22 protein-coding genes and 1 pseudogene are annotated in these 22,700 nt (G+C 68.9%); 11 read left to right on the forward strand and 12 right to left on the reverse strand.

Going from position 1 to position 22,700, the window contains the following annotated elements:
• Positions 1-37: 37 nt before the first annotated feature.
• From NPA30_RS09930 to NPA30_RS09940, 3 genes are all read left to right on the forward strand, one after another.
• Positions 38-982, forward strand: a complete 945-nt coding sequence (locus NPA30_RS09930; RefSeq protein ID WP_256802513.1) for a 5'-methylthioadenosine/S-adenosylhomocysteine nucleosidase — start codon at positions 38-40, stop codon at positions 980-982.
• Positions 983-1,168: 186 nt separating this feature from the next.
• Positions 1,169-1,540, forward strand: coding sequence for a response regulator (locus NPA30_RS09935; protein ID WP_256802514.1), 372 nt, complete (start codon positions 1,169-1,171; stop codon positions 1,538-1,540).
• A 4-nt stretch (positions 1,541-1,544) separates the two neighbouring features.
• On the forward strand, positions 1,545-2,909 hold the full coding sequence (locus NPA30_RS09940; protein WP_256802515.1) for a PleD family two-component system response regulator: 1,365 nt from the start codon (positions 1,545-1,547) through the stop codon (positions 2,907-2,909).
• 669 nt (positions 2,910-3,578) lie between these two features.
• Here the strand turns inward: NPA30_RS09940 and rpmG are convergent.
• The 5 genes from rpmG to topA form a co-directional block, all read right to left on the reverse strand.
• Entirely contained in the window at positions 3,579-3,746 is a 168-nt protein-coding gene (gene rpmG / locus NPA30_RS09945) for a 50S ribosomal protein L33 (protein WP_256802516.1), read from the reverse strand.
• A 191-nt stretch (positions 3,747-3,937) separates the two neighbouring features.
• Positions 3,938-5,170: an MFS transporter gene (locus NPA30_RS09950; protein ID WP_256802517.1), complete on the reverse strand. Its 1,233-nt coding sequence runs from the start codon at positions 5,168-5,170 to the stop codon at positions 3,938-3,940.
• Positions 5,171-5,294: 124 nt separating this feature from the next.
• Positions 5,295-5,723 (reverse strand): DUF983 domain-containing protein, encoded by a 429-nt coding sequence (locus NPA30_RS09955; protein WP_256802518.1) that lies wholly within the window; start codon positions 5,721-5,723, stop codon positions 5,295-5,297.
• Entirely contained in the window at positions 5,720-7,996 is a 2,277-nt protein-coding gene (rnr, locus tag NPA30_RS09960) for a ribonuclease R (protein ID WP_256802519.1), read from the reverse strand. The genes NPA30_RS09955 and rnr overlap by 4 nt, the downstream gene beginning before the upstream one ends.
• A 2-nt stretch (positions 7,997-7,998) precedes the next feature.
• Positions 7,999-10,713: a type I DNA topoisomerase gene (gene topA / locus NPA30_RS09965; protein ID WP_256802520.1), complete on the reverse strand. Its 2,715-nt coding sequence runs from the start codon at positions 10,711-10,713 to the stop codon at positions 7,999-8,001.
• Positions 10,714-10,970: 257 nt separating this feature from the next.
• Between topA and NPA30_RS09970 the strand changes: the two genes are divergently transcribed.
• Positions 10,971-11,150, forward strand: coding sequence for a hypothetical protein (locus NPA30_RS09970; protein WP_256802521.1), 180 nt, complete (start codon positions 10,971-10,973; stop codon positions 11,148-11,150).
• Here NPA30_RS09970 and dprA read toward each other — a convergent pair.
• From dprA to NPA30_RS09990, 4 genes are read right to left on the reverse strand one after another with little or no spacing between them, the layout of a single operon-like run.
• Entirely contained in the window at positions 11,136-12,275 is a 1,140-nt protein-coding gene (gene dprA / locus NPA30_RS09975) for a DNA-processing protein DprA (protein ID WP_256802522.1), read from the reverse strand. The two genes, NPA30_RS09970 and dprA, sit on opposite strands and share 15 nt — an antisense overlap.
• Positions 12,272-12,877, reverse strand: coding sequence for a glycerol-3-phosphate 1-O-acyltransferase PlsY (plsY, locus tag NPA30_RS09980; protein WP_256802523.1), 606 nt, complete (start codon positions 12,875-12,877; stop codon positions 12,272-12,274). Before plsY ends, dprA begins: the two co-directional genes overlap by 4 nt.
• On the reverse strand, positions 12,861-14,180 hold the full coding sequence (locus NPA30_RS09985) for a dihydroorotase (RefSeq protein ID WP_256802524.1): 1,320 nt from the start codon (positions 14,178-14,180) through the stop codon (positions 12,861-12,863). Before NPA30_RS09985 ends, plsY begins: the two co-directional genes overlap by 17 nt.
• Entirely contained in the window at positions 14,177-15,130 is a 954-nt protein-coding gene (locus tag NPA30_RS09990; RefSeq protein WP_256802525.1) for an aspartate carbamoyltransferase catalytic subunit, read from the reverse strand. The genes NPA30_RS09985 and NPA30_RS09990 overlap by 4 nt, the downstream gene beginning before the upstream one ends.
• A gap of 91 nt (positions 15,131-15,221) precedes the next feature.
• Between NPA30_RS09990 and NPA30_RS09995 the strand changes: the two genes are divergently transcribed.
• The 3 genes from NPA30_RS09995 (at position 15,222) to NPA30_RS10005 (ending at position 17,891) form a co-directional block, all read left to right on the forward strand.
• Positions 15,222-16,862, forward strand: a complete 1,641-nt coding sequence (locus NPA30_RS09995; protein ID WP_256802526.1) for an acyl-CoA dehydrogenase family protein — start codon at positions 15,222-15,224, stop codon at positions 16,860-16,862.
• Positions 16,863-17,016: 154 nt separating this feature from the next.
• On the forward strand, positions 17,017-17,553 hold the full coding sequence (locus NPA30_RS10000) for a hypothetical protein (protein ID WP_256802527.1): 537 nt from the start codon (positions 17,017-17,019) through the stop codon (positions 17,551-17,553).
• The gene (locus tag NPA30_RS10005) at positions 17,550-17,891 is read left to right on the forward strand and encodes a DUF6105 family protein (protein WP_256802528.1); all 342 of its coding nucleotides are present in this window, start codon (positions 17,550-17,552) and stop codon (positions 17,889-17,891) included. Before NPA30_RS10000 ends, NPA30_RS10005 begins: the two co-directional genes overlap by 4 nt.
• Here the strand turns inward: NPA30_RS10005 and ruvX are convergent.
• Positions 17,847-18,320: a Holliday junction resolvase RuvX gene (gene ruvX, locus NPA30_RS10010; protein ID WP_256802529.1), complete on the reverse strand. Its 474-nt coding sequence runs from the start codon at positions 18,318-18,320 to the stop codon at positions 17,847-17,849. The genes NPA30_RS10005 and ruvX overlap by 45 nt on opposite strands.
• 96 nt (positions 18,321-18,416) lie before the next feature.
• Here ruvX and NPA30_RS10015 point away from each other — a divergent pair, with 96 nt between their 5' ends.
• The 4 genes from NPA30_RS10015 to gatA all read left to right on the forward strand — a co-directional run bounded on the left by NPA30_RS10015 (position 18,417) and on the right by gatA (position 21,446).
• On the forward strand, positions 18,417-19,118 hold the full coding sequence (locus tag NPA30_RS10015) for a metal-dependent hydrolase (protein ID WP_256802530.1): 702 nt from the start codon (positions 18,417-18,419) through the stop codon (positions 19,116-19,118).
• An 88-nt stretch (positions 19,119-19,206) separates the two neighbouring features.
• Complete coding sequence (gene gatC / locus NPA30_RS10020; protein ID WP_256802531.1) at positions 19,207-19,494, forward strand: Asp-tRNA(Asn)/Glu-tRNA(Gln) amidotransferase subunit GatC; 288 nt, start codon at positions 19,207-19,209, stop codon at positions 19,492-19,494.
• A gap of 3 nt (positions 19,495-19,497) precedes the next feature.
• Complete coding sequence (locus NPA30_RS10025) at positions 19,498-19,968, forward strand: GNAT family N-acetyltransferase (protein WP_256802532.1); 471 nt, start codon at positions 19,498-19,500, stop codon at positions 19,966-19,968.
• Complete coding sequence (gatA, locus tag NPA30_RS10030; protein WP_256802533.1) at positions 19,965-21,446, forward strand: Asp-tRNA(Asn)/Glu-tRNA(Gln) amidotransferase subunit GatA; 1,482 nt, start codon at positions 19,965-19,967, stop codon at positions 21,444-21,446. The genes NPA30_RS10025 and gatA overlap by 4 nt, the downstream gene beginning before the upstream one ends.
• Here gatA and NPA30_RS10035 read toward each other — a convergent pair.
• Both NPA30_RS10035 and NPA30_RS10040 read right to left on the reverse strand, forming a co-directional pair.
• Positions 21,400-21,921 (reverse strand): annotated as a pseudogene (locus NPA30_RS10035) (Uma2 family endonuclease); the annotation flags it as partial. The gene gatA and the pseudogene NPA30_RS10035 overlap by 47 nt on opposite strands.
• 128 nt (positions 21,922-22,049) lie before the next feature.
• The gene (locus tag NPA30_RS10040) at positions 22,050-22,661 is read right to left on the reverse strand and encodes a Uma2 family endonuclease (protein ID WP_256802534.1); all 612 of its coding nucleotides are present in this window, start codon (positions 22,659-22,661) and stop codon (positions 22,050-22,052) included.
• Positions 22,662-22,700: the final 39 nt, after the last annotated feature.

Genomic DNA, 22,700 nt, shown 5'->3' on the forward strand with positions numbered 1-22,700 from the left:
ATTCCCGGCGTGGCGGCCGTAAGGAGCGAGGAGCACCATGAAGCCCGGATCGTGCCGCGTCGCGCTGGCGGTTCTTGCGCTGCTCTTCGCGTGGATCGTGCCCGCCACGGCGCAGGATGCGCCCGGCCCCGCCCGGATCGCTGTCGTGTCGGCCTTCGAGCCGGAGTGGACCGCGCTGAAGGCAGCGGTCGAGGAGCCGCGGAGCGAGGAGATCAACGGCGTCGAGTTCGTCAGCGGCCGGCTCGACGGGCATGACGTCGTGCTTTTCCTGTCCGGGGTCAGCATGGTCAATGCTGCGATGACGACGCAGCTCGCGCTCGACCGCTTCCAGATCTCGACCATCGTCGTCTCCGGCATCGCCGGGGGCGTCGATCCGCGGCTCTCCATCGGTGATGTCGTGATCGCCTCGCAATGGGGCGAATACCTGGAGTCGGTGTTCGCGCGCGAGACCGATGGCGGCTATCGGCTGCCGAGCTATGCCCAGAAGAGTTTTGCCAATTACGGCATGATGTTCCCGCAGCCCGTCTCGATCCGGCGGGCGGGCGACTCGTCGGGCGATCGCTTCTGGCTGCCGGTCGACCCGAAGCTCCTCGCCGTCGCCGCGCAGGCTGCTGGCGCGGTCAAGCTCGCCCGCTGCACGCCTGAGCAGGCTTGTCTCGACCACGCGCCGCAGGTGGTGGTCGGCGGCAACGGCGTCTCGGGGATGGCCTTCGTCGACAATGCCGAGTTCCGGCGCTACGTCGCCGACACCTTCCAGGCCCGCGTGCTGGACATGGAGAGCGCGGCGGTGGCCCATGTCGCTTATGCCAACCGGGTGCCGTTCATCGCATTCAGGAGCCTGTCCGACCTCGCCGGCGGCGGCGAGGGGGCCAACGAGATGGCGACCTTCTTCGGCCTTGCGGCCGGTAATTCGTCCGCCCTCGTCCGCGCCTTCCTGACGGCGCTTCCCGTGGCGGTCGTCGCGGAACCCAAGATCCCGTGACGTGCGGGGGGCGCCGCGGCCCGTCGCCCCTGCGACGGCGTGGGCTCTGCCGGGCCAAGGCGTCTTGTGCTCAGTAACGTGGTCGAAGTACCCAATTCTTAAATGAAGTTCGGGTAGCTGTCGGTTTCACGAGATCATACGCGACCGCGACAGCGCGCTCGATTCGGTACAGGTGGAGTCTCGCGCATGCCGAAAACGGTGATGATCGTCGAGGACAACGAGCTCAACATGAAGCTGTTTCGTGACCTCATCGAGGCGCACGGCTTCCGCACCGTCCAGACCCGCAGCGGCTTGACCGCCGTCGAACTGGCGCGCGAGCATCGTCCCGACCTCATCCTCATGGACATCCAGCTGCCCGAGGTGTCCGGCCTCGACGTCACGCGGCAGCTCAAGAGCGACAGCGAACTGCACCGCATTCCCGTCATCGCGGTGACGGCCTTCGCGATGAAGGGGGACGAGGAGCGCATCCGGCAGGGCGGCTGCGAAGCCTACATCTCCAAGCCGATCTCGGTGACGAAGTTCATCGAGACGATCAAGTCCTTCCTCGGCGAGCAGTGACGGCATGAGCGCGCGCATCCTCATCGTCGACGATCTCGAGATCAACGTGAAGCTGATGGCGGCGCGCCTGGCGGCGGAGTATTTCGACGTGCTCACGGCGGCGAGCGGTCCGGAAGCGCTGCAGATCTGTCTGCGCGAGCCGCTGGATCTCGTGCTTCTCGACGTGATGATGCCGGACATGGACGGCTACGAGGTGTGTCGGCGGCTGAAGGGCGATCCACGGACGGCGCATCTGCCGGTGGTGCTGCTGACGGCGCTGGACGGCATGGCCGACCGGGTGACGGGCCTCGAAGCCGGCGCCGACGACTTCTTGACCAAGCCCGTTCGCGACCTGCAGCTGTTTTCGCGCGTGAAGAGCCTCACCCGGCTCAAGCTGCTCACCGACGAACTGCGGGTGCGTGCCGAAACCAGCGCCAGCCTGGTGACGCGCAACGAGCTGTTGATGGAACTCGCGGGCAAGGGCACCGGCGGCCGGGTCTGCCTCGTCGAGGACGATGCGCGCGCCGCCGAGCGGCTCGCGCGCCTCCTCGGGGAGGAGCACAAGGTGCATGTCGAGCCGGATCCGGCCGTTCTCACGCAGACGGCGATCGGGCGGACCTTCGATCTCTTCGTGATCGGCGCCGGACAGGGCTTCGACCCGTTGCGGCTTTGCTCGCGCATCCGCTCGAGCGAGACCACCCGTGGCACGCCGATCCTCCTCGCGGTCGCGCCCGACGACGATGCGCGCACGGCACGGGCTCTGGAGATCGGCGCCAACGACTACATCGTGCGGCCGATCGACCGCAACGAGCTGCTTGCGCGCGTGCGCACGCAGATCAAGCGGAAGCGGTACGACGATGGCCTGCGTGAGACGCTGCAGCGGACGCTGGAACTCGCCATCACCGACTCGCTGACGCGGCTGCACAATCGGCGCTTCTTCGACGCTCACCTCCTGCGTGCGGTCGAGCGCAGCCGGCGCGAAGGCAAGCCGCTGGCCCTGCTCATCGCCGATATCGACCATTTCAAGCGCATCAACGACGAGTGGGGTCACGATGCCGGCGACATGGTGCTCCGCCAGTTCGCCGCCCGTCTGGCGGAGAGCGTGCGCGGCAGCGATCTCGCGTGCCGCTTCGGCGGGGAGGAGTTCGTCGTCCTGATGCCGGAGGCCGATCATCGCGCCGCCGAGATCACCGCCGAACGCCTGCGCCAGTGCGTCGCCGACACGCCGTTCGAGACCGGACGTGGAAGCATCCCGGTCACGGTCAGTTCCGGCTATGCCGTGCTCTCCGGTGAGCCCGACGACGCAGACACGCTGCTGAAGCGCGCCGACGCCGGCCTCTACGCCGCCAAGCGCGCCGGCCGCAATCGCGTGATGGCGCTCGCCGCCTGAGCGGCTACGGGCGGGCGCGACGGGCGATGCCGCCGCACCATCGGACCTCTCGCGGACACTTTGGAAGACGACGTCTCACGAGCGCGCGGATCCGGTCGCAGGCCGTGGATGTCGCCGGTGCCGCACCGGCGCCGACCGTGCCATCGGCGGTTCCGCGCCGCAAATCTTAACCATTCGTTGCAGATTCGTCCGAAGATGGTTTCGATTTGGTTGCTTTTGATTCGGTTATAGGCAAGTTTTCAGACCGTGGTCATGGAAGCGGTTGCGGCGACACCGTCTTCCGAAAGTTCCCCATGGAATGCTCAGGTCCGCCGCATCTCCTGGGTCCCGTGGGGCGGCCGGCCGGCGTCCGAACGAGTTGCGGTTTCCTCGTACCGCAGTCGGATTAGCCGGCCGGCCACTTTTCGCCGCCATTCCAGATCTTTCGACTGCTCGTCCCGATCGAGTGCCGGCAGGCGGCGTCTCGCGCACTGGGCAGGATGAAGCGCCATGGTACGTCCGCCGGCGCGGGAACGCGCGCATCGCGCCGACGGGCCACCCGCAGAGCTCGACCCTGGTCCTCCGCAGGAAGAAGGACGGCCCGGCGGCCGCCGAACGTCTCCACAACGCAAAACGCCGCCCGAGGGGCGGCGCCTGGAAACCGATGGCGGGCGGCAGAGCCGCGCCGGCTTACTTGATCTTCGTTTCCTTGAACTCGACGTGTTTGCGCGCGACCGGATCGTACTTGGTCTTCGACATCTTGTCGGTCATCGTACGGCTGTTCTTCTTCGTCACGTAGAAGAAGCCGGTGTCGGCCGTCGAGAGCAGCTTGATCTTGATCGTGGTCGCCTTGGCCATCGTCGTGGTTCCATCCGCTGTGCGGTTCGGGGTCGGGCAGGTCGATGGCCGCGGGCAGAGCCTGCGGACGACTTGCGACAAGTCTGGTGTTGGAGCTGCTCGGCCCGGCCCGGACAATCGCCGCGGGTGAGCTGCCCCGGCCGAACCGGGGGCGCAACTTTGCGCGGAACCTACCGATCCTGCCGGCGAAGTCAATCCTGCTGCGCTCGTTTCTGCAGGCCCAACGCGCGCCGCCTGCCGAAGCCGAGACGCAGAATGGTGAGGACGAGGTAGAGGGCGAAGAAGAGAGCGAGGGCGTAGGCGAATCCGTTCGGGCCGAACCCGTCCATGAAGCCGCCCATCGCCTGCGGGCCCACGAGCATGCCGGCGGAGTAGCAGAAGACGAAAGCCGCGTTGGCCGAGGCGAGTTCGGTCCCCGACAGCCGCGAGCCGAGATGGGCGAGGCCGACGGTGTAGAGGCCGGCGACGACGCCGCCCCAGAAGAACAGGACGGTCGCCATCAGCCACCAGTCCTCGACGAGCAGCGGCAGGCAAAGTGCGCCGACCAGCCCGACGACCGCGAAAAGTGCCAGGAGGCTGCGCCGGTCGCGCACCCGATCGCTGACGAGGCCGATGGGGATCTGCAGCAGCATGTTGCCGAGGCCGACCGCGGTGAGCAGCTGAGCCGCGCCCGCCTCGCTGAAGCCGACGCGTCCACCGAAGACCGGGAACAGCGCAAATCCGCCTGCCTCGACGGCGCCGAACACAAGGACGGCGCCGGTGGCGGTGGGGACGGCGAGGACGTGGCGCCAGAAGGCGGCGGAGGCGCCGGCCTCGATGTGGGGCTGGCGCGACCAGGCGGCGAACAGCGGCAGCGCAGCAAAGAGGATGACGCCGCTGCCGATGGCGAAGGGCAGGACGCCCGTCGACCCGACGACGCCGAAGATCAGCGGTCCGACGGCAAAGCCGAGCGACAGCACCGTCGCATAGATGCCGAGCATGAAGCCGCGCCGGTGCGGAGGCGCCGCCGCGCTGATCCAGAACTCGGAGAGCACGAAGAGGACGGTGATCGCAAAGTGCAGGGCCAGCCGCAGCGGGAACCACAGCCAGAAGGCGGTCACGTAATAGAAGGCGAGCGCCGAGGCGCCGGCGAGGAGGATCGCGCACAGCATCGTCACGCGGACGCTGAGGGCGCGCGCGATCGGCGTCACCAGCGGCGCCGCGATCAGCGAGGCGATGCCGGCGACGGCGGTGTTGGCGCCGATGAGCGTCGCGGAGATGCCGCGTCGCTCGAGGACGATGGAGAGGAGCGGCAGGCCGAGGCCGAGCGCGATGCCGACGGCCGTGATCGAGGCGATCGCTGCGCCGGCGGCGAGCCAGTCGGTGGGCGCCGCCCCGTCGGGCGGGCGCGATGCCTCTGCGGGGTAGGGGCGCAGGCCGGGCATGGCCTGGCCGTGGTGGACGGGGTCCGCGCCAGCAGCGACCCGATCCTGCGCTCCATCCTCGCAAGCGCCTTCCGACGGCGCTCGGCTCGATCGGCCAGTCCCGTCGGGTCGGCGATCGGTCGCCTCAGCGGCCATCGCCGGCCCCGCCGTCATGCCCGAAGCCGTGCATGCGCATCGCCCACTGCAGACCGATCGTCGCGCCCTTCATCGGCTGGAGCAACCCGAGGGCGAGGACGAGCGTCAGGGGCACGAACAGCGCGAGGTGGGCCCAGAGCGGCCAATCGACCATCTCCTCGAGACCCATGAAGAGTGCGACCACCAGATGGCCGACGATGAAGATCACGAGATAGGGCGGAAGGTCGTCGGCGCGCTGATGGTGAAAAGCCTCGCCGCAGACCGCACAGTGATCGACGCTCTTCAGGTAGGCACGGAACAGCCGCCCCTCGCCGCATTTCGGACAGCGCATGAGGAAGCCGCGCTTGACCGCTTGCGGGATCGAGCGGACGACCCCTGTCGTTCCCTCTGCCGGGCCAGCAACATCCTCGGAGGTCATCGCCGCTTCCTCACCTTCGCCGCGACGTTCTTCGCGCGGCTGCCACCGGGCCGCTCGCCACCTCTGCGCCGGGACTTGTGGAAGGAGCTGGTCGAGCGCGGCAGCTCGCGCGGCTCGCTCAGCATTTCAAAGCGCATCGAGCCGGCGAGCGGCATGGCTTCGACGAGCTTGACCCCGACGGTGTCACCGAGCCTGTATCCGGTGCCGCTGCGCTCGCCGACCAGGCTGTGCCCCGCCTCGTCATAGTGGAAGTACTCGCGTCCGAGGCTGGAGATCGGCACGATGCCATCGGCGCCGAAGGCAGGCAGCGCCACGAAGAGGCCCGCTTTGGTGACGCCGGTGATGCGACCGTCGAACCGGTCGCCGATGCGGTCGGCGAGGTGATGGGCGATCAGGCGGTCGACCGTGTCGCGCTCGGCCGCCATCGCCCGGCGTTCGGCCCGCGAGATCTGCTCGGCGATCTCCTCGAGCTCGTCCTCCTCGGGTCGGCTGATGCCGCCGGCGCCGAGACCGAGCGCGGTGACCAGTGCCCGGTGCACGATGAGATCGGCATAGCGGCGGATCGGCGAGGTGAAGTGCGCGTAGCGCATCAGGTTCAGGCCGAAGTGACCGATATTGCTGGAGGAATAGGCGGCCTGCGACTGCGAGCGCAGCACCACCTCGTTGACGAGGCTCTCGTGCTCCCCGGCCTTCACCTGGCGCAGGATGCCGTTGAAGTGCGAAGGGCGCAGCGTGCCGCTCTTGGCAAGCGAGATGTCGAGCGTGCGCAGGAAGTCGCGCAGTGCCTCGAGCTTGGCGAGGGAGGGGGCGTCGTGGGCGCGGTAGATCAGCGCCTGGCGCTTCTGCTCCAGCGTTTCGGCGGCCGCGACGTTCGCCTGGATCATGAACTCCTCGATCAGCCGGTGCGCGTCGAGGCGCTCGGGTACGACGACGGAGGCGACGCGGCCATCTGCGTCGAGCTTGATCTTCTTCTCGGGCAGATCGAGGTCCAGCGGCTGGCGTCGCTCGCGTGCCGCCGACAGGTGGCCATAGGCGTCCCAGAGCGGCTTCAGGATCGTCTCACGCACCGTGTCGGCAACGCCGGAGATCTCCGCGGGGGTGCCGTCGATCGCCGCCTGCGCCTGCTCATAGGCGAGCTTGGCGTGACTGCGCATCATGATGCGGTGGAAGCTGTGCCGCCGCTTGTCGCCGCCGGCCGAGAAGATCATGCGGACCGCGAGCGCCGGCCGGTCGACGCCCTCGCGCAGCGAGCAGAGATCATTGGAAATGCGCTCGGGCAGCATCGGCACGACGCGGTCGGGGAAATAGACCGAGTTGCCGCGCAGGCGCGCTTCCGCGTCGAGCCGCGTGCCGGCCCGCACGTACCAGGAGACGTCGGCGATCGCGACGGTGACGACGATGCCGCCGGGATTGCCTTGGTCATCGTCGGGCTGCGCGTGCACGGCGTCGTCGTGATCCTTGGCGTCGGCCGGATCGATGGTGACGAGCGGCAGGTCGCGCCAGTCCTCGCGATGGTCCATGTCGGCCGGGCCCGCGGCTTCGGCCTCGGTCAGCACGGCCTTCGGAAAGACGTGGGGGATGCTGTGCGCATGGAGGGCGATGGTCGAGATCGCCCGCTCGCTCGCCATCGAGCCGACGACCGCGCGCACGCTTGCGCGGGGCAGGGACGGCCGCGAGCGGGCGTTCGGTTCGATTTCGACGAGGTCGCCGTCCTTGGCGTCCGCGGCGTCCTCCGGCGCGACGACATATTCCTGCTGGCGGCGTTCCACCGGCTCGACCCGGCCGCCGCCGCCCGGTATGGCGCGGAAGACGCCGAGCGCCAGCCCCTTGGTCTTGTCGAGGACCCGCACGACGCTCAGCACCGGTGTCTCGCCGGGCTGCTGCTCGACGCGGGCGAGGATGCGATCGCCGACACCGGCCGCCGAGCCGGCCGAGCGGCGCTGCACCACGCGCAGGCTGGGGCGGTCGGCGGACCCGTCGTCCCACCGCACGGGCTCGGCGAGTAGGCCGCCGTCATCGTCGCGGCCGCGGATCTCGAAGACCGCGATCGAGGGCAGGGCGCCCGGCCGGTGAAACGCCTTGCGGCCGCCTTCGATGACGCCCTCGGCCTGCAGGTCGGCGAGGATGTCCTTGAGCTGCACCCGGTCGTCGCTGCGCACGCCGAAATGGCGGGCGATGTCGCGCTTGCTGGCATGCGCCGGATTTTCGGCAATGAAGCGCAGCACCGCCTCGCGGGTCAGCTCAGCCGGCTCCGGTCGCGGCCTGCGTGCCATGGTCAGGCCGACTTCGACGCGGCGGCCTTCGCCGCCGGCTTCCTGGCCCCTGGCGTCTTGGCGGTGGCCGTCTTGCCGGTCGCCTTCGCCCGCGATGCCGCCGGCTTCTTGGCCGGCTTGGCCTCGCCATCGCCCGTGTCCGCCTTCGCCTTCTTGGCGGCGGACTTCGCCGCCTTCGGCTTGCCGGTGCCGGTCTTGGCCGCTCGCTCGGTGAGGAGCGCGATTGCCTCCTCGAGCGTCACGCTCGACGGTTCCTTGCCCTTCGGCAGGGTCGCGTTGACCTTGCCGACATTGACGTAGGGACCGAAGCGGCCGTCGCGCACGGTGATCGGGCCGCCGAGATCGGGATGCTCGCCGAGCGTCGCGATGGCCGCCGGCGTCGAGCGACCACGGCCGCCTTTCTCCTTCTTCTCGGCGATCACCGTGACGGCGCGGTTGAGGCCGACCGTCAGGACGTCCTCGATCGTCTCGAGATTGGCGTAGGCGCCGTCGTGCTGGAGAAACGGACCGTAGCGGCCGAGGCCGGCGAGGATCGGCTTGCCGGTCTCTGGATGCAGACCGACCTCGCGCGGCAGCGAGAGGAGCTGCAGCGCCTTGTCGAGGTCGATCTCCGACACCTGCCAGCCCTTCGGAAGCGAGGAGCGCTTGGCCTCCTTGCCGTCGCCGCGCTGGACGTAGGGGCCGAAGCGCCCGTTGCGCAGCGTCACCGGCTCGCCGGTCTGCGGATCGGTGCCGAGCTCGCTCGGCTCGTCCGACCCCGTGTCGCCGGCCGCCTCGGCCGACAGGGAGGTGCCGAGCTGGCGGGTGTAGCCGCATTCGGGATAGTTCGAGCAGCCGACGAAGGCGCCGTACTTGCCGAGCTTCAGGCTGAGCTGGCCGGTGCCGCAGCGCGGGCAGGCCCGCGGCTCGCTGCCGTCCTCCTTGGGCGGGAAGACGAGCGGCCCGAGCTCCTCGTTCAGCGCGTCGAGCACCTCCGAGACGCGCAGCTCCTTGGTGCCGTCGACATGGCGGGAGAAGTCCTGCCAGAAGTCGCGCAGCACGTCCTTCCAGGAGAGCTCGCCGGCCGAGATGCGGTCGAGCTTTTCCTCCAGATCGGCGGTGAAGTCGTACTCGATGTACTTCTCGAAGAAGTTGTGTAGGAACGCGGTCACCAGCCGGCCCTTGGCCTGCGGCAGGAGTTTGCGCTTGTCCTGCGTGATGTACTCGCGGTCCTGCAGTGTCTGCAGGGTCGCGGCATAGGTGGAGGGCCGGCCGATGCCGAGCTCTTCCATCTTCTTGATCAGCGACGCCTCGGAGTAGCGCGGCGGCGGCTCGGTGAAGTGCTGGCTGGCGTCGACAGCCCGCTTGTCGAGCGCGTCGCGGGCGGCCATGGCCGGCAGGCGCGTGTCCTCTTCGCCCTCGTCGGCACCGGCGCTGTCGTCGCGGTGGTCGACATAGGCGGCGATGAAGCCGTCGAAGCGGATCACCGAGCCGGTCGCGCGCAGCATCGCCTCGCGGCCGCCATTGGCGGCGCGGATGTCGGCCGTCGTGCGCTCGATGTCGGCCGAAGCCATCTGGCTGGCGATGCTCCGCTTCCAGATGAGGTCGTAGAGCCGCGCCTGGTCGCGATCCAGATGGCGCTCCATCTCCTTCGGCGAGCGGCCGAAGGCCGTCGGGCGGATCGCCTCGTGCGCCTCCTGGGCGTTCTTCGCCTTCACGGAATACTGGCGGGGCTGTGCCGGCAAGTAGCGGTCGCCGAAGACCGAGGCGATTGCCGCGCGCGCGTCCTCGATCGCCTCGGGCGCCATCTGCACGCCATCGGTTCGCATGTAGGTGATGAGGCCGACGGTCTCGCCGCCGACGTCGACGCCTTCGTAAAGCCGCTGGGCCACCTGCATCGTGCGCGAGGCAGAGAAGCCGAGCTTGGCGGAAGCCGCCTGCTGCAGCGTCGACGTGGTAAAGGGCGCGCTCGGGTTGCGCTTGCCGGGCTTGGCCTCGACGCTCAGCACCGAGAAGCTGGCGCCGTCGAGCATGTCGCGAATGGTGCCAGCCCGTGCGCCGTCGCCGATCGACATGCGCTGCAGCTTCTCGCCCTCGAAGGCCGAAAGGCGTGCCACGAACTCCTCGCCGCGCGGCGTGGCGAGGCGAGCAGCGATCTGCCAGTACTCCTCCGGCTTGAAGCGCTCGATCTCCGACTCGCGGTCGCAGACGAGGCGCAGCGCCACCGACTGCACGCGACCCGCCGAGCGGGCGCCCGGAAGCTTGCGCCACAGCACCGGCGACAGGGTGAAGCCGACGAGATAGTCGAGCGCGCGACGGGCGAGATAGGCATCCACCAGCGGCGCATCGATCATCCGCGGGTTGGCCATCGCGTCGAGCACGGCCTTCTTGGTGATCGCGTTGAACACGACGCGCGATACCGGCTTGTCGCCGAGCGCCCGCTTCTGTCGCAGAACCTCCAGCACATGCCAGGAGATCGCCTCGCCCTCGCGATCCGGGTCGGTGGCGAGAACCAGCGCGTCGGCCGACTTCACCGCCTGGGCGATCTCGCTCAGCCGCTTCTGCGACGGCGCGCCGACTTCCCAGTCCATCGAGAAGTCTTCGTCCGGGCGCACCGACCCATCCTTGGCCGGCAGGTCACGGACATGGCCGTAGGAGGCGAGAACCTTGTAGTTGGAGCCGAGATATTTGTTGATCGTCTTCGCTTTGGCGGGCGATTCGACGATGACCACGTCCATTGGTTGTGCTTCCCCAGATGCCTTGCCGCCGCGGCCGAAGCCAGCCGGCTTTCCCCGAACCGCCTACCGCATCCGCTCACATGGACAGAGCCGAGCGGGCGGTCAACCCCACCGCGCGAACGACAGCGGCTGGTGGCGGAGGTCGAGGGCTATTGCAACCAAAGCGAGCATCAGCAATCTTACGGCAACCAAAAGGCGCCAAGTCGCCTCGGGCTGCCGCGCCTCGCCGCGGTCAGGCCGACCCGTCGGAGTACGTGATGTCCAGCGAGTTCGATCGACGCGCCGCGCTTGAATATGTCCGGGATATGCTGGAGCAGCTGAAGGTGGTGTCGGGCCAGCGCAACAAGGTCCTGTTCTATCTTCTCGACATGGCGCGGCTGGAGGCGGTCAGCGAGATGGACCGCCGCGGGAACGGCGAGGCTTCACAGAAGCATTGAGACCCGGCCGTCCACATGCCGCTCCAGCCGGCCGGCGAGATCGAGCTCGAGGAGGACGAGTTGCACGGCGCCCGGCGGCGCGCCGGTATGAGCGATGATGTCGTCGATCGGGACCGGAGTAGGTCCGAGCGCCTCGATGATTCGATCCCGCTGGCGCTCGCTCGGCTCTTCCTCTGCCATGTCGCTCTCTGCCTCGCCGAGGTTCATCGGCTCGTCGCCGCTCAGACGGGTGTCCATCGGACGAAGCGCGTCAAGCAGATCGCTCGTCTCGGTGACGAGAATGGCGCCGTCCTTCAGCAGTCTGTTGGTGCCGGCAGCGCGCGGATCGAGCGGCGATCCTGGGACCGCGAAGACGAGGCGACCGAGTTCGCCGGCGAGGCGGGCGCTGATCAGCGAGCCGGATCGCGCTGCCGCTTCGACCACCAGGAGCCCGAGCGACAGGCCGGCCACCAACCGGTTCCGACGGGGAAAGTCGATGGCCCTCGGCTCCCAACCGAACGGCATCTCGGAGACGAGTAGGCCGCCCGCATCGACGATGCGGCGCATCAGCGGCCGGTTTTCGTTCGGATAGGGGCGATCGAGCCCGCCGGCGAAGACGCCGATGGTGCCGGAGGTGAGGCTCGCTTCGTGCGCGGCGGCGTCGATGCCGCGCGCCAGACCCGACACGATCACGAGGCCCGCCTCGCCCAGCTCGCGGGCAAAGCGCTGGGTCAGCTTGATGCCCGACAGCGAGGCGTTGCGCGCACCGACGATCGCCAGCGCAGTGCGCTGCGCCACGCCGTCCTCTCCCATCACCGCGAGCACCGGCGGCGCCTGCTCGGTCATGCGCAGCAGCCGGGGATAGCCGGGTTCGCCGCGGCAGACGAAGCGTGCGCCCATCTTCGCAGCCGCGGCCATCTCGCGCTCGACCGCCTCGGCGCTCTCGATCCGGATGCGCCGACGCGAGCCGCCACGCTCGGCCAGCCCGGGCAGCGCGTCGAGTGCGGCCTCGGCCGTACCGAAGCGGTTGATCAGCGCACGGAACGTCGCCGGGCCGACGTTCTCGCTGCGGATCAGCCGCAGCCAGGCCAGGCGCTGCGAGTCGGTCAGTCGGATGCCCGTCGCGGGAGCATCCGGCGCGCTCACGCCTTCGACCCGATCTTGCTCTCGGTACCGGCGCGCAGCCGCGCAATGTTCGGCCGGTGCTTCCAGAACACGATCAGCGTCAGCGCGCCCGTCAGGACCGCCGCCGGCAGATCGCCGATCACGAGGTTGAACAGCGGAACGAGGAGCGTCGCTACCAGCGCCGCGAGCGATGAGAAGCGGGTGGCATAGGCCGTGCCGAGCCAGCCGACGGCGAAGACGATGACGCTCCAGGGCGCAAAGCCGAAGAGGACGCCGATATAGGTCGCGACGCCCTTGCCGCCCTTGAAGCCGAGCCAGGCGGGATAGCAGTGGCCGACGAAGGCGCCAAAACCGGCGAGCGCGGCCGCAAGGGTGCCGAAGCGCCACGCGACGAGGACGGGCACGGTCGCCTTCAGGACGTCGCCGAGCAGGGTCAGGAAGGCGACGAGCTTGTTGCCGGTGCGCAGGACGTTGGTTGCGCCGATGTTGCCCGAGCCGATCTTGCGCACGTCCCCGAGGCCGAAGAGGCGCGTCAGGATCAGCCCGAACGGGATCGTGCCGCAGAGATAGCCGCCGATGAGGCAGGCGAGGGCGACGGGCCAGCCGCTAGCGGGGTCGATCATCGAGAGAGCCGTCCTCCTGGGTGTACACCGTCCGGCCCGCGACCACCGTCCGCAGCACCTCGCCCTGGAAGCGGGCGTTCTCGAAGGCGGTGTTCTTGGAGCGCGAGCGGATCCGATCTTCGGTGAAGAGGAAGGGCGCGTCGAGATCGACGAGCGTGAAATCGGCGGGCCGGCCCGGCATCAGCGTGCCGCGGTCGAGCTTCAGGAGCCGCGCCGGCGCAAGCGTCAGAGCCTCGACGATGCGCAGGAGCGGCAGCGCGCCCGAGTGATGCAGCCGCAAGGCGGCGGGCAGCAGGGTTTCGAGGCCGATCGCCCCGCTTTCGGCCTCGGCGAAGGGCCGGCGCTTGTCGTCGGCGTCCAGCGGATCGTGGCCCGAGACGATGATGTCGATGGTGCCGTTCCCCAGAGCCTCGATCATCGCCTGGCGGTCCTCCTCGGCGCGCAGCGGCGGCGACAGGCGGAAGAAGGTGCGGTATTCGCCGATGTCGTTCTCGTTGAGCGAGAGGTTGGCGATCGTAACCCCGGCGCTCGCCGATACGCCGGCATCCTTGGCGCGCCGAACAGCCTCGGCTGAAGCCGCGGCCGACAGCCGCGCGGAGTGGTAGCGGCAGCGCGTCAGCGCCGCGAGGCGCAGATCGCGCTCGAGCGGGATCACCTCCGCCTCGCGCGGCGCACCCGGCAGGCCGAGCCATGAGGCGAGGAGCCCCTCGTTCATCACGCCGGCGCCGGTGAGGTCGGGATCCTGCGTCTCGTGCATCACCAGCGCGTCGAAGTCGCGCGCATAGGTCATCGCCCGGCGGATGAGGCTCGCCTTGACCGGCGTGCGGCGGCCTTCGGTGAAGGCGGTGACGCCGGCGCGCACGAGGAGGCCGATCTCGGTCATCTCCTTGCCTTCGAGGCCGCGGGTGAGCGCGGCCGCCGGGAAGACGTTGATCGAGGCGGTCTCGCGGGCGGTGCGCATCACGAACTCGGCGAGCGCGACGTCGTCGATCACCGGATGCGTGTCAGGCATCGTCAGGATCGAGGTGACGCCGCCCGAAGCGGCCGCAGCACTCGCCGAACGGATCGTCTCGCGGTGCTCGCCGCCGGGCTCTCCGATGAAGACCTGCGCGTCGACCAGGCCCGGCAGCAGCGCGAGGCCGCGGGCGTCGACCACCTCGGCACCCTCGGGCCGGCCCTGGTTCAGCGCCTCCGCGCCGGCGGCTAGGATGCGCCCCTCCGCGACCAGCAGCGTGCCGGTCTCGTCCTTGCCGCGGGCGGGGTCGAGGATGCGCGCGTTCTCGACGACGAGCGGCCGGGTCATGCCGGCACCTCCGCGCCGGCGAGCAGCGTCTCGATCACGGCCATGCGCACGGCGACGCCCATCTCCACCTGTTCCTCGATCACGCTCTGCGGCCCGTCGGCAATTTCCGAGGCGATCTCGACGCCCCGGTTCATCGGGCCGGGATGCATCACCAGCGCGTCCGGCTTGGCGCGCGACAGCTTCGCCGCGTCGAGACCGAAATGGTGGAAGTATTCACGGATCGAGGGGACGAAGGTGCCCTCCATGCGCTCGCGCTGGAGGCGCAGCATCATCACCACGTCGGCGCCTTCGAGCCCATCCTGCATGGAGCGGAAGACGTCGACGCCCATCAGCTCGATGCCGCTCGGCAGCAGCGTCGACGGGGCGACGACACGCACCTCCGCGCCGAGCGCGGTGAGGAGCAGGATGTTGGAGCGGGCGACCCGGCTGTGCAGCACGTCGCCGCAGATGGCGACGCGCAGGCCGGCGATGCGGCCCTTGCGGCGGCGGATGGTGAGGGCGTCGAGCAGGGCCTGCGTCGGGTGCTCGTGCGCCCCGTCGCCGGCGTTGACGACCGCGCAGCCGACCTTGCGGGCGAGCAGCGCCACGGCCCCGGCCGCGTGATGGCGCACCACCAGGATGTCTGGCCGCATCGCGTTGAGGGTCATCGCCGTGTCGATCAGCGTCTCGCCCTTGGAGACCGAGGAGCGCGCGACCGACATGTTCATGACGTCGGCGCCGAGCCGCTTGCCCGCGAGCTCGAAGGAGGCCTGCGTACGGGTCGAGGCCTCGAAGAAGAGATTGATCTGGGTCCGGCCCTTGAGGACCGTCTTCTTCTTGTCGATCCGCCGGCTCACCTCGACGTCCGCTTCGGCGGCATCGAGCAGGATTGCGATCTCGTGGGGGCGCAACTGCCCGATCCCGAGAAGATGGCGATGGCCGAAGGTCGGACGTGGGGAGGGGGCGCTCATATTGAAAGCGGGCTATAGGAGAAACGGCCGAGGGGGGCAAGCAAGGCATGGCGGCGAAGGCCGCCGCGCCGTCGATTTGGGAGTATCGAGCGTGACGAATCGGACGACGCAGGCGGTCAGCAACCAGTCTTCCGACTTCAGCGGCTTCAATGCGTTCCGCTGTGACCCGCTGCTGCGGCTGATCGTGCAGGACCTGCCGGCCGAGACGCTGTACGGGCTCGACGACCAGGGGGCCTATGTCGGCTCGGCCGAAGCCCAGGAGGTCGCCCGCCTCGCCAACACCGAGGTGCCGCGGCTGCGCCGGTTCGACGAGAAGGGTCGGCCCATCGACGTGGTCGACTACCATCCGGCCTACCATTCGCTGATGCGCCGTGCGGCGGCCGAAGGCTTGCACGCTTCGCTCTGGTGGTCCGAGGGTGGCGACGGCGAAGCCCGCTACCGGGCGCGGGCGGCACGCTACTATCTGACCGCCGGCCTCGAATGCGGCCATCTGTGCCCGATGACGATGACGAGCGCGTCCGTGCCGGCGCTCGGCGCGGCGCCCGAACTGCTGACCCAATGGCTGCCGCTGATCACCGCGCGGGCCTATGACCCGGGAACCCGGGCGCCGCTCGAGAAGGCCGCGGTGACGCTCGGCATGGGCATGACGGAAAAGCAGGGCGGCACCGACGTCCGGTCGAACACGTCGCGCGCCACGGCCGCGGCGGACGGGCTGTGGCGGATCGACGGCCACAAGTGGTTCCTGTCGGCGCCGATGTCGGACGCGTTCCTCGTGCTGGCGCAGACCGGTGACGGGCCGACCTGCTTCCTGCTGCCGCGGCGCCTGGAAAACGGCCTGCCGAACGGCCTGCGGTTCCAGCGCCTCAAGGACAAGCTCGGCAACCGGTCGAATGCCTCGGCGGAGGTCGAATTCGACGATGCGCGCGGGATCCTCGTCGGGGAGAGCGGCGCCGGTATCCGGACCATCCTCCAGATGGTGACGCTGACCCGGCTCGACTGCGCGCTGGCCTCGGCGGGGCTGATGCGCAGCGCGCTCGCCGAGGCCGTGCATCACTGCCGCGAGCGCCGCGTCTTCGGCAAGGCACTCGTCGAGCAGCCGCAGATGACGCGCGTTCTCGCCGACATGGCGCTCGACGTCGCCGCCGCGACGGCGCTCGCCTTCCGGCTCGCCCGCGCCTACGACCGCTCGGGCTCGGATCCGGCCGAGGCGCGCTATGCCCGCGCGATGACGCCGGTCGCCAAGTACTGGATCTGCAAGCTCGCGCCCGCTCTGACCTATGAGGCGATGGAGTGCCTCGGCGGCAATGGCTACATCGAGGACGGCCGGCTGGCCCGGGCCTACCGCGAAGCACCGGTGAACGCGATCTGGGAAGGCTCGGGCAACGTCATGGCGCTCGACGTCGCGCGCGTCGCCTCCCGCACGCCGGAGCTCTTCCACGCCGTGATCGATGGCATCGCCGCCGAACTCGGCTCTGCCGCCCACCGCACGCCCGACATCCTGCGCGTCGCCGTCGCGATGGCCGCGGCCGATGAGGGCACCGCCCGGCTGATGACCGAGCAGCTCGCGCTGGCGGCGGCCGCGGCCGAGCTGTCGGCGCTCGGCCTCGGCGCCCATGCGGCCGCCTTCATCGAGACGCGGCTGGGGGGCGTCTGGCGGCACAGCTACGGCATGCTCGATCTGCGCCACGACTCGCGGGCGATCCTCGACGACCTCTTCCCTCCGATTCATTGAGGCTCTGTACCCGCGGCGCGCACCCCCTGCGGAATCGGCGTCGTTAATCATAAGTTAAGAAGTGGCTTGCTCGACGTCCCGGAGCCGCCAAATCTGCCGCTAACACTTCGTTAACGATTGAGGGGCGGTGAGCATGCGGCGCCTGGCAAGCATCATGGCCGCGAGTGCGTGGCTCGGCTATCTCGGGATTTCCGGCGGGCTGGAGCTGTGGCGCGCATCCGGGCACGCCGTCAATCCGGCGCAGACCGTGATGGCGGACCTCTTCTCCGAGATCGCGATGTTCCTGCGGCTCGCCTCGCCGTCGCATGCGCTTGCCGCCGCCGTGCTCTGCCTCCTGGCGGCCGGCGCCTTGACCGTCGCCACCGTCCTGCTGGCGTCCGGTCGCGCCTGGAAGGAGGCGCTCGGCGAACGTCTCTGCCTCGGCGTTCTCCTGGCGCTCGGGCTGATGGCTGGCCTGTCCGGCCTCACCGGCATCCTCGTCGGGCCCTTCGCTGCGGTGGGGCCGGGCGTGCTCGTGGCTCTCGCACTGTCCCTCGGCGCGGTCATCTTCGACCGCCTGATCACCGTGCCGCCGGAGGCGGACGACCGTGACGAGTTCTTCGCTGCGGTCGATCTCCTGACGTTGTCCATGGCCAAGCAGACGCGGCTCTTTGCGATCCGCCCGGCGAACGATCGCAGGCCGACGCGATGAGCCGGCTGATCCTCGGCCTCTGGCTCGGCCCTCTCGCGCTGTTCTGGGGCTGGTACTTCCTGTCCATGAACGACGTCAGCTTCGGGACGTTCGTCCTCTCCAGGGACTTTCACGACCAGCTGCTGGCGGTCTACGCGCAGGTGCTCGGCATCGACCCCGGCACCATCCCCGAGATCCTGAAGCAGGCGCTCGTCTCCGACGGGATCCTGCTGGCGGGGATTCTCGCCTTCCGCCGCCGCCGGCAGATCGCAGCCGCCGTCATGCGGCGCTTGCGCGCGCATGGGTTGTTCGTGTCACGGCCCGCGACGATGGCCGAGGCGGTCGAGCGCCCCCTGTAGGATGAAGGCCGCCGCGGCCGAATCGATCTTCTCCGCGCGCTTGCGACGCGACAGGTCGGCCTCGATCATGGCTCGTTCGGCTGCGACGGTCGAAAGCCGTTCATCCCAGAAGACCACCGGCCTCTCGGTCAGTGGCAGGAGATTGCGCACGAAGGCCCGCGTCGACTGGGCCCGCGGGCCCTCGCTGCCGTCCATGTTGAGCGGCAGGCCAATCACGATCGCCCCGCACCGCTCTTTGTCCAGCGCAGCAAGCAGCGCCTCGGCATCCTGACGAAACTTGGTCCGCCGCAGCACCGGGCGCGGCGTCGCGAATCGAAATCCGAGATCGGACACCGCGATGCCGATCGTCTTGGTGCCGAGGTCGAGTCCGGCGATCACGGTTCCCGCGGGGACGCGCGCGGCGAGATCTTCGATGGGAACGACGCTCACGAGGCCCGCTTGACCGCGGGCCGATTGTCATCACCTTGCAGCACAGCAATGGGCATGGAGCCGCCACAGCCTCCGGAGAGCGCAAGGAGCAAGCGCATGAAGATCACCTATTTCGGACACTCGGCCTTCCGGATCGACACCGGGGCCTCGGTCATTCTGATCGATCCGTTCCTGACCGGCAATCCGCACTTTTCCGGCGACGTCGAACGCGCCACGGCCGGCGCAACGCACATCGTGCTCAGTCACGGCCACTCCGACCATGTCGGCGACACGGTCGCGATCGCGCAGCGCACTGACGCCAGCGTCGTCGGCACCTTCGAACTCGTGAGCTGGCTTTCGGGCAAGGGCGTCGCGAAGATCGAGCCGATGAACACCGGCGGCACTGCGAAATTCGACGACTTTTCGGTGACGCTCACCCAGGCCTTCCACTCCTCCGCGAGCGTCGAGGAGAACGGTCAGGTGACCTATCTCGGGATGCCGAACGGCCTGGTCTTCCACTTCGCCGAGGGACCGACCGTCTATCACATGGGCGACACGGACATCTTCGCCGACATGGCGCTGATCGAAGAGTTGCACCACCCGTCCATCGGCATGGTCCCGGTCGGCGACCGGTTGACGATGGGGGCGGCCGTCGCGGCGCTCGCCTGCCGGCGCTACTTCAACTTCGACTCCATCATCCCGATGCACTACGGCACGCTGCCGATCCTCGACACTTCGCCGGACAAGTTCATCGAGGCGATGGAAGGCGACGGCGACCGCGTGCGCAAGCCGCCGGTGGGCGAGGCCTTCGAGGTCTGATCCTCTCGCGCGCGGCGCGTGCGGCGGCGTTGCCACGCCGTCGCCGCGCCGATATAGCGGGCGGACTTCCAGATCAGCCGGAACCGCCATGTCCGTCGACACCGCCACCGTCCGCCGCGTCGCCCGTCTCGCCCGCATTGCCGTCACCGACGACGAGGCCGAGGCGATGCGCGGCGAGCTGAACGCGATCCTCGGCTTCGTCGAGCAGCTCGACGAGGTCGACGTCACCGGTGTGGAGCCGATGACGTCGGTGACCCCGATGGAGATGAAGAAGCGGGCCGACGCGGTGACCGACGGCGCGCGGGCCGAAGACATCGTCGCGAACGCGCCGGTGACGGAGGACAACTTCTTCGTCGTGCCGAAGGTCGTCGAGTAGTCCATGCGCGCCGTCGTCGCCGCGGAATCGCCGCTGACGGACGAGGTCCGGGGGCTGGTCGCCGCGCTCAACGCGCATCTGCAGCCACTGTCGCCGCCGGAGTTCCAGTTCCAGCTGACCGCCGAACAGATGGCCGGCGAGGGCGTAACGGTGTTCGTCGCGCGCGACGCGGTCGGACGAGCGGTGGCGATGGGCTCGCTCAAGGCCCATGACGACGCTCTCGGCGAGGTCAAGCGCATGTTCGTCGATCCTGCGGTGCGCGGCACCGGCCTCGGCCGGCTCTGCCTTGAGGCGGTCGAGGCAAAGGCGCGCGAGCTCGGCCTCCGGCGCCTCGTGCTGGAGACCGGCAACACGCCGGGATTCGAGCCGGCCTGGCGCATCTACGAGCGCGCCGGCTTCGTCCGCCGGGGCGCCTTCCTCGACTATCCCGATTCCCCCTACAGCCGTTTCTACGAGAAGAAGCTTCAGCCATGAGCGAACTGACGACCCTCACCATCGCCGAGGCGCGCGCCAAGCTGGCCGCCGGGGAGACGAGCGCCGTCGAGCTGACGAACGCTTATCTCGCGGCGATCGACGCAGCGAACGAGCACCTCAACGCCTATGTCACGGTGACCGCGGAGAAAGCGCGCGAGATGGCGAGTGCGTCCGATGCGCGCCGCGCCAAGGGCGAGGTGGGCCGGCTGGAGGGCATCCCGCTCGGCATCAAGGACCTGTTCGCCACCGAGGGCGTGCACACACAGGCGGCGAGCCACATCCTCGACGGCTTCAAGCCGCGTTACGAATCGACCGTAACCGCCAATCTCTGGGCCGACGGCGCGGTCATGCTCGGCAAGCTCAACATGGACGAGTTCGCGATGGGCTCGTCGAACGAGACGAGCTACTACGGACCGGTCAAGAACCCCTGGCGGCGCAAGGATTCCAACATGGACCTGGTGCCCGGCGGCTCGTCCGGCGGCTCGGCCGCGGCGGTCGCCGCATGGCTCTGCGCCGGCGCGACGGCGACCGACACCGGCGGCTCCATCCGCCAGCCGGCAGCGCTCACCGGCACGGTCGGCATCAAGCCGACCTACGGCCGCTGCTCGCGCTGGGGCACCGTCGCCTTCGCCTCCTCGCTCGACCAGGCCGGGCCGATCGCCCGCGACGTGCGGGACGCCGCGATCCTCCTGCGCTCGATGGCCTCGACCGACGCAAAGGACACGACCTCGGTCGATCGCGAGGTGCCGGATTACGAGGCGGCTGTCGGCCGCTCCGTCAAGGGGCTGAAGATCGGCATCCCGCGCGAGTACCGCATGGACGGCATGCCGGCCGAGATCGAGACGCTCTGGCAGCAGGGCATCGACTGGCTGCGGGCCGCCGGCGCCGAAATCGTCGACGTCTCGCTGCCGCACACGAAGTATGCCTTGCCGGCCTACTACATCGTCGCTCCGGCCGAGGCCTCCTCGAACCTCGCCCGTTACGACGGCGTTCGCTACGGCCTGCGCGTGCCGGGCAAGGACGTGATCGACATGTACGAGCAGACCCGCTCGGCCGGCTTCGGCCGCGAGGTCAAGCGCCGCATCATGATCGGCACCTACGTCCTGTCGGCTGGCTATTACGACGCCTACTATCTCAAGGCGCAGAAGGTCCGCACGCTGATCAAGCGCGACTTCGAGGCGGTCTACGCCAGCGGCGTCGACGCGCTGCTGACGCCGGCAACGCCAAGCGCCGCCTTCGGCATTGCCGACCAGGACATGGCCTCCGACCCCGTGAAGATGTACCTCAACGACGTCTTCACCGTGACGGTGAACATGGCCGGCCTGCCGGGCATCGCCGTACCGGCGGGTCTATCCGCCGAAGGCACCCCGCTCGGGCTGCAGCTGATCGGTCGTCCCTTCGACGAGGAGACGCTGTTCGCCGCGGCGCACGTCATCGAGCAGGCGGCCGGCCGTTTCCAGCCGGCGAAGTGGTGGTAGGAACGGTCGCGCGTTCGCCGCTCTTTCCCCAAGTGCGCATGCATCGGCTGACGTTGCGATAGATATTCGAGCAATCGAGTGTCGCAGCGAGCGGGGGGAGGTGGATCGGTCCGGTCGTCTCGTCGCAGAGGCCCGGCCTGTCCGGCCATGTGCCCCCGGAGGGCCTGGTCCAAAGCCACGCTCGACGTTCGCCCTGTGCAAGAAAGAGATAGCACTGCAAGGTCGGCAGGCCGGCATATTCGATCAGCTTGGCGCCGGAATCGACGTGCATGGTGCTCTCGGAAAGAACCTCGACCACCAGAACGACATCGCTGGCGGTCCGGGCGTTTCCTTCGGCGCCGGCACGCTCGACCAGAACGTCGGCAGAGCGCACGGTGTCCTCGCCTACGGCGACTGCGAAGTCCCCGGTTGCGATTTCGAACAGGTCCGCATCGAGTGTCCGAACAAGCGCCATCGCCACGTTGACGGTGATGCGATTGTGGTTCCGCTTGACTCATGGCTGCATGACGGGAACGCCCCGCACGAGTTCGTAGCGCTGCTTCTGGGCGCTGCTCCACTCGAAGAACTGATCCATCGTCATCGGCGAGGACTGGCGAAGCCCGCTTATGACGGGCCGCCTTCCGGGGCGGGAGGCAGATCCAGCACGCCGTCGTAGATCGCCGCGAGCGGCAGGCTGCAGCCGAGCGCCGCGACCTCAACCGCCCCGCTCCGAACGATGGTCGGATCCTCGGGCCAGGCGTCCTCGCCGCCGCGCTGCCACTGCCAGATGCAGGACTTGTCCGGGTCGACGATCAGGTAGCAGCGCAGGCTTGCGAGACGCAGATATTCCAGCCGCTTCGGGCCGAAGTCCTGGGGTGCCGTCGAGTCCGAGAGCACCTCGACGATCACGACCGCATCCTCCGCGGTCCGTGCCTGCATATCGCCCCCCGCCGGTTCGACGAGGACGTCCGCATAGCGGATCGACCTCGGCCCTGTCGGAATCGCGAAGTCGCCCTGATGGACGAAAAATCGCGAGCGATCGATGGATTTCTCGAACAAGAAGGCAATGTTGGCGGACAGCCGCGAATGCGATCTCTTCACCCAGGGCAGCATCAATGGCCTCCCGTCGAACAGTTCGTACCGTTCCTGGCGCTGCGCCGCCCAGTCGAAGAAGGCCTCGATGGTCAGGCCGATCGGCAGGTCGGTCTCGGATCGCGTGTCGGGCAGGGCGCTCATCGGCCGCTCCATGGACGTGTGACGTCATGGATACCACAT

The sequence above is a fragment of the Mangrovibrevibacter kandeliae genome (assembly GCF_024519155.1).
GTDB classification, from domain to species: domain Bacteria; phylum Pseudomonadota; class Alphaproteobacteria; order Rhizobiales; family Rhizobiaceae; genus Mangrovibrevibacter; species Mangrovibrevibacter kandeliae.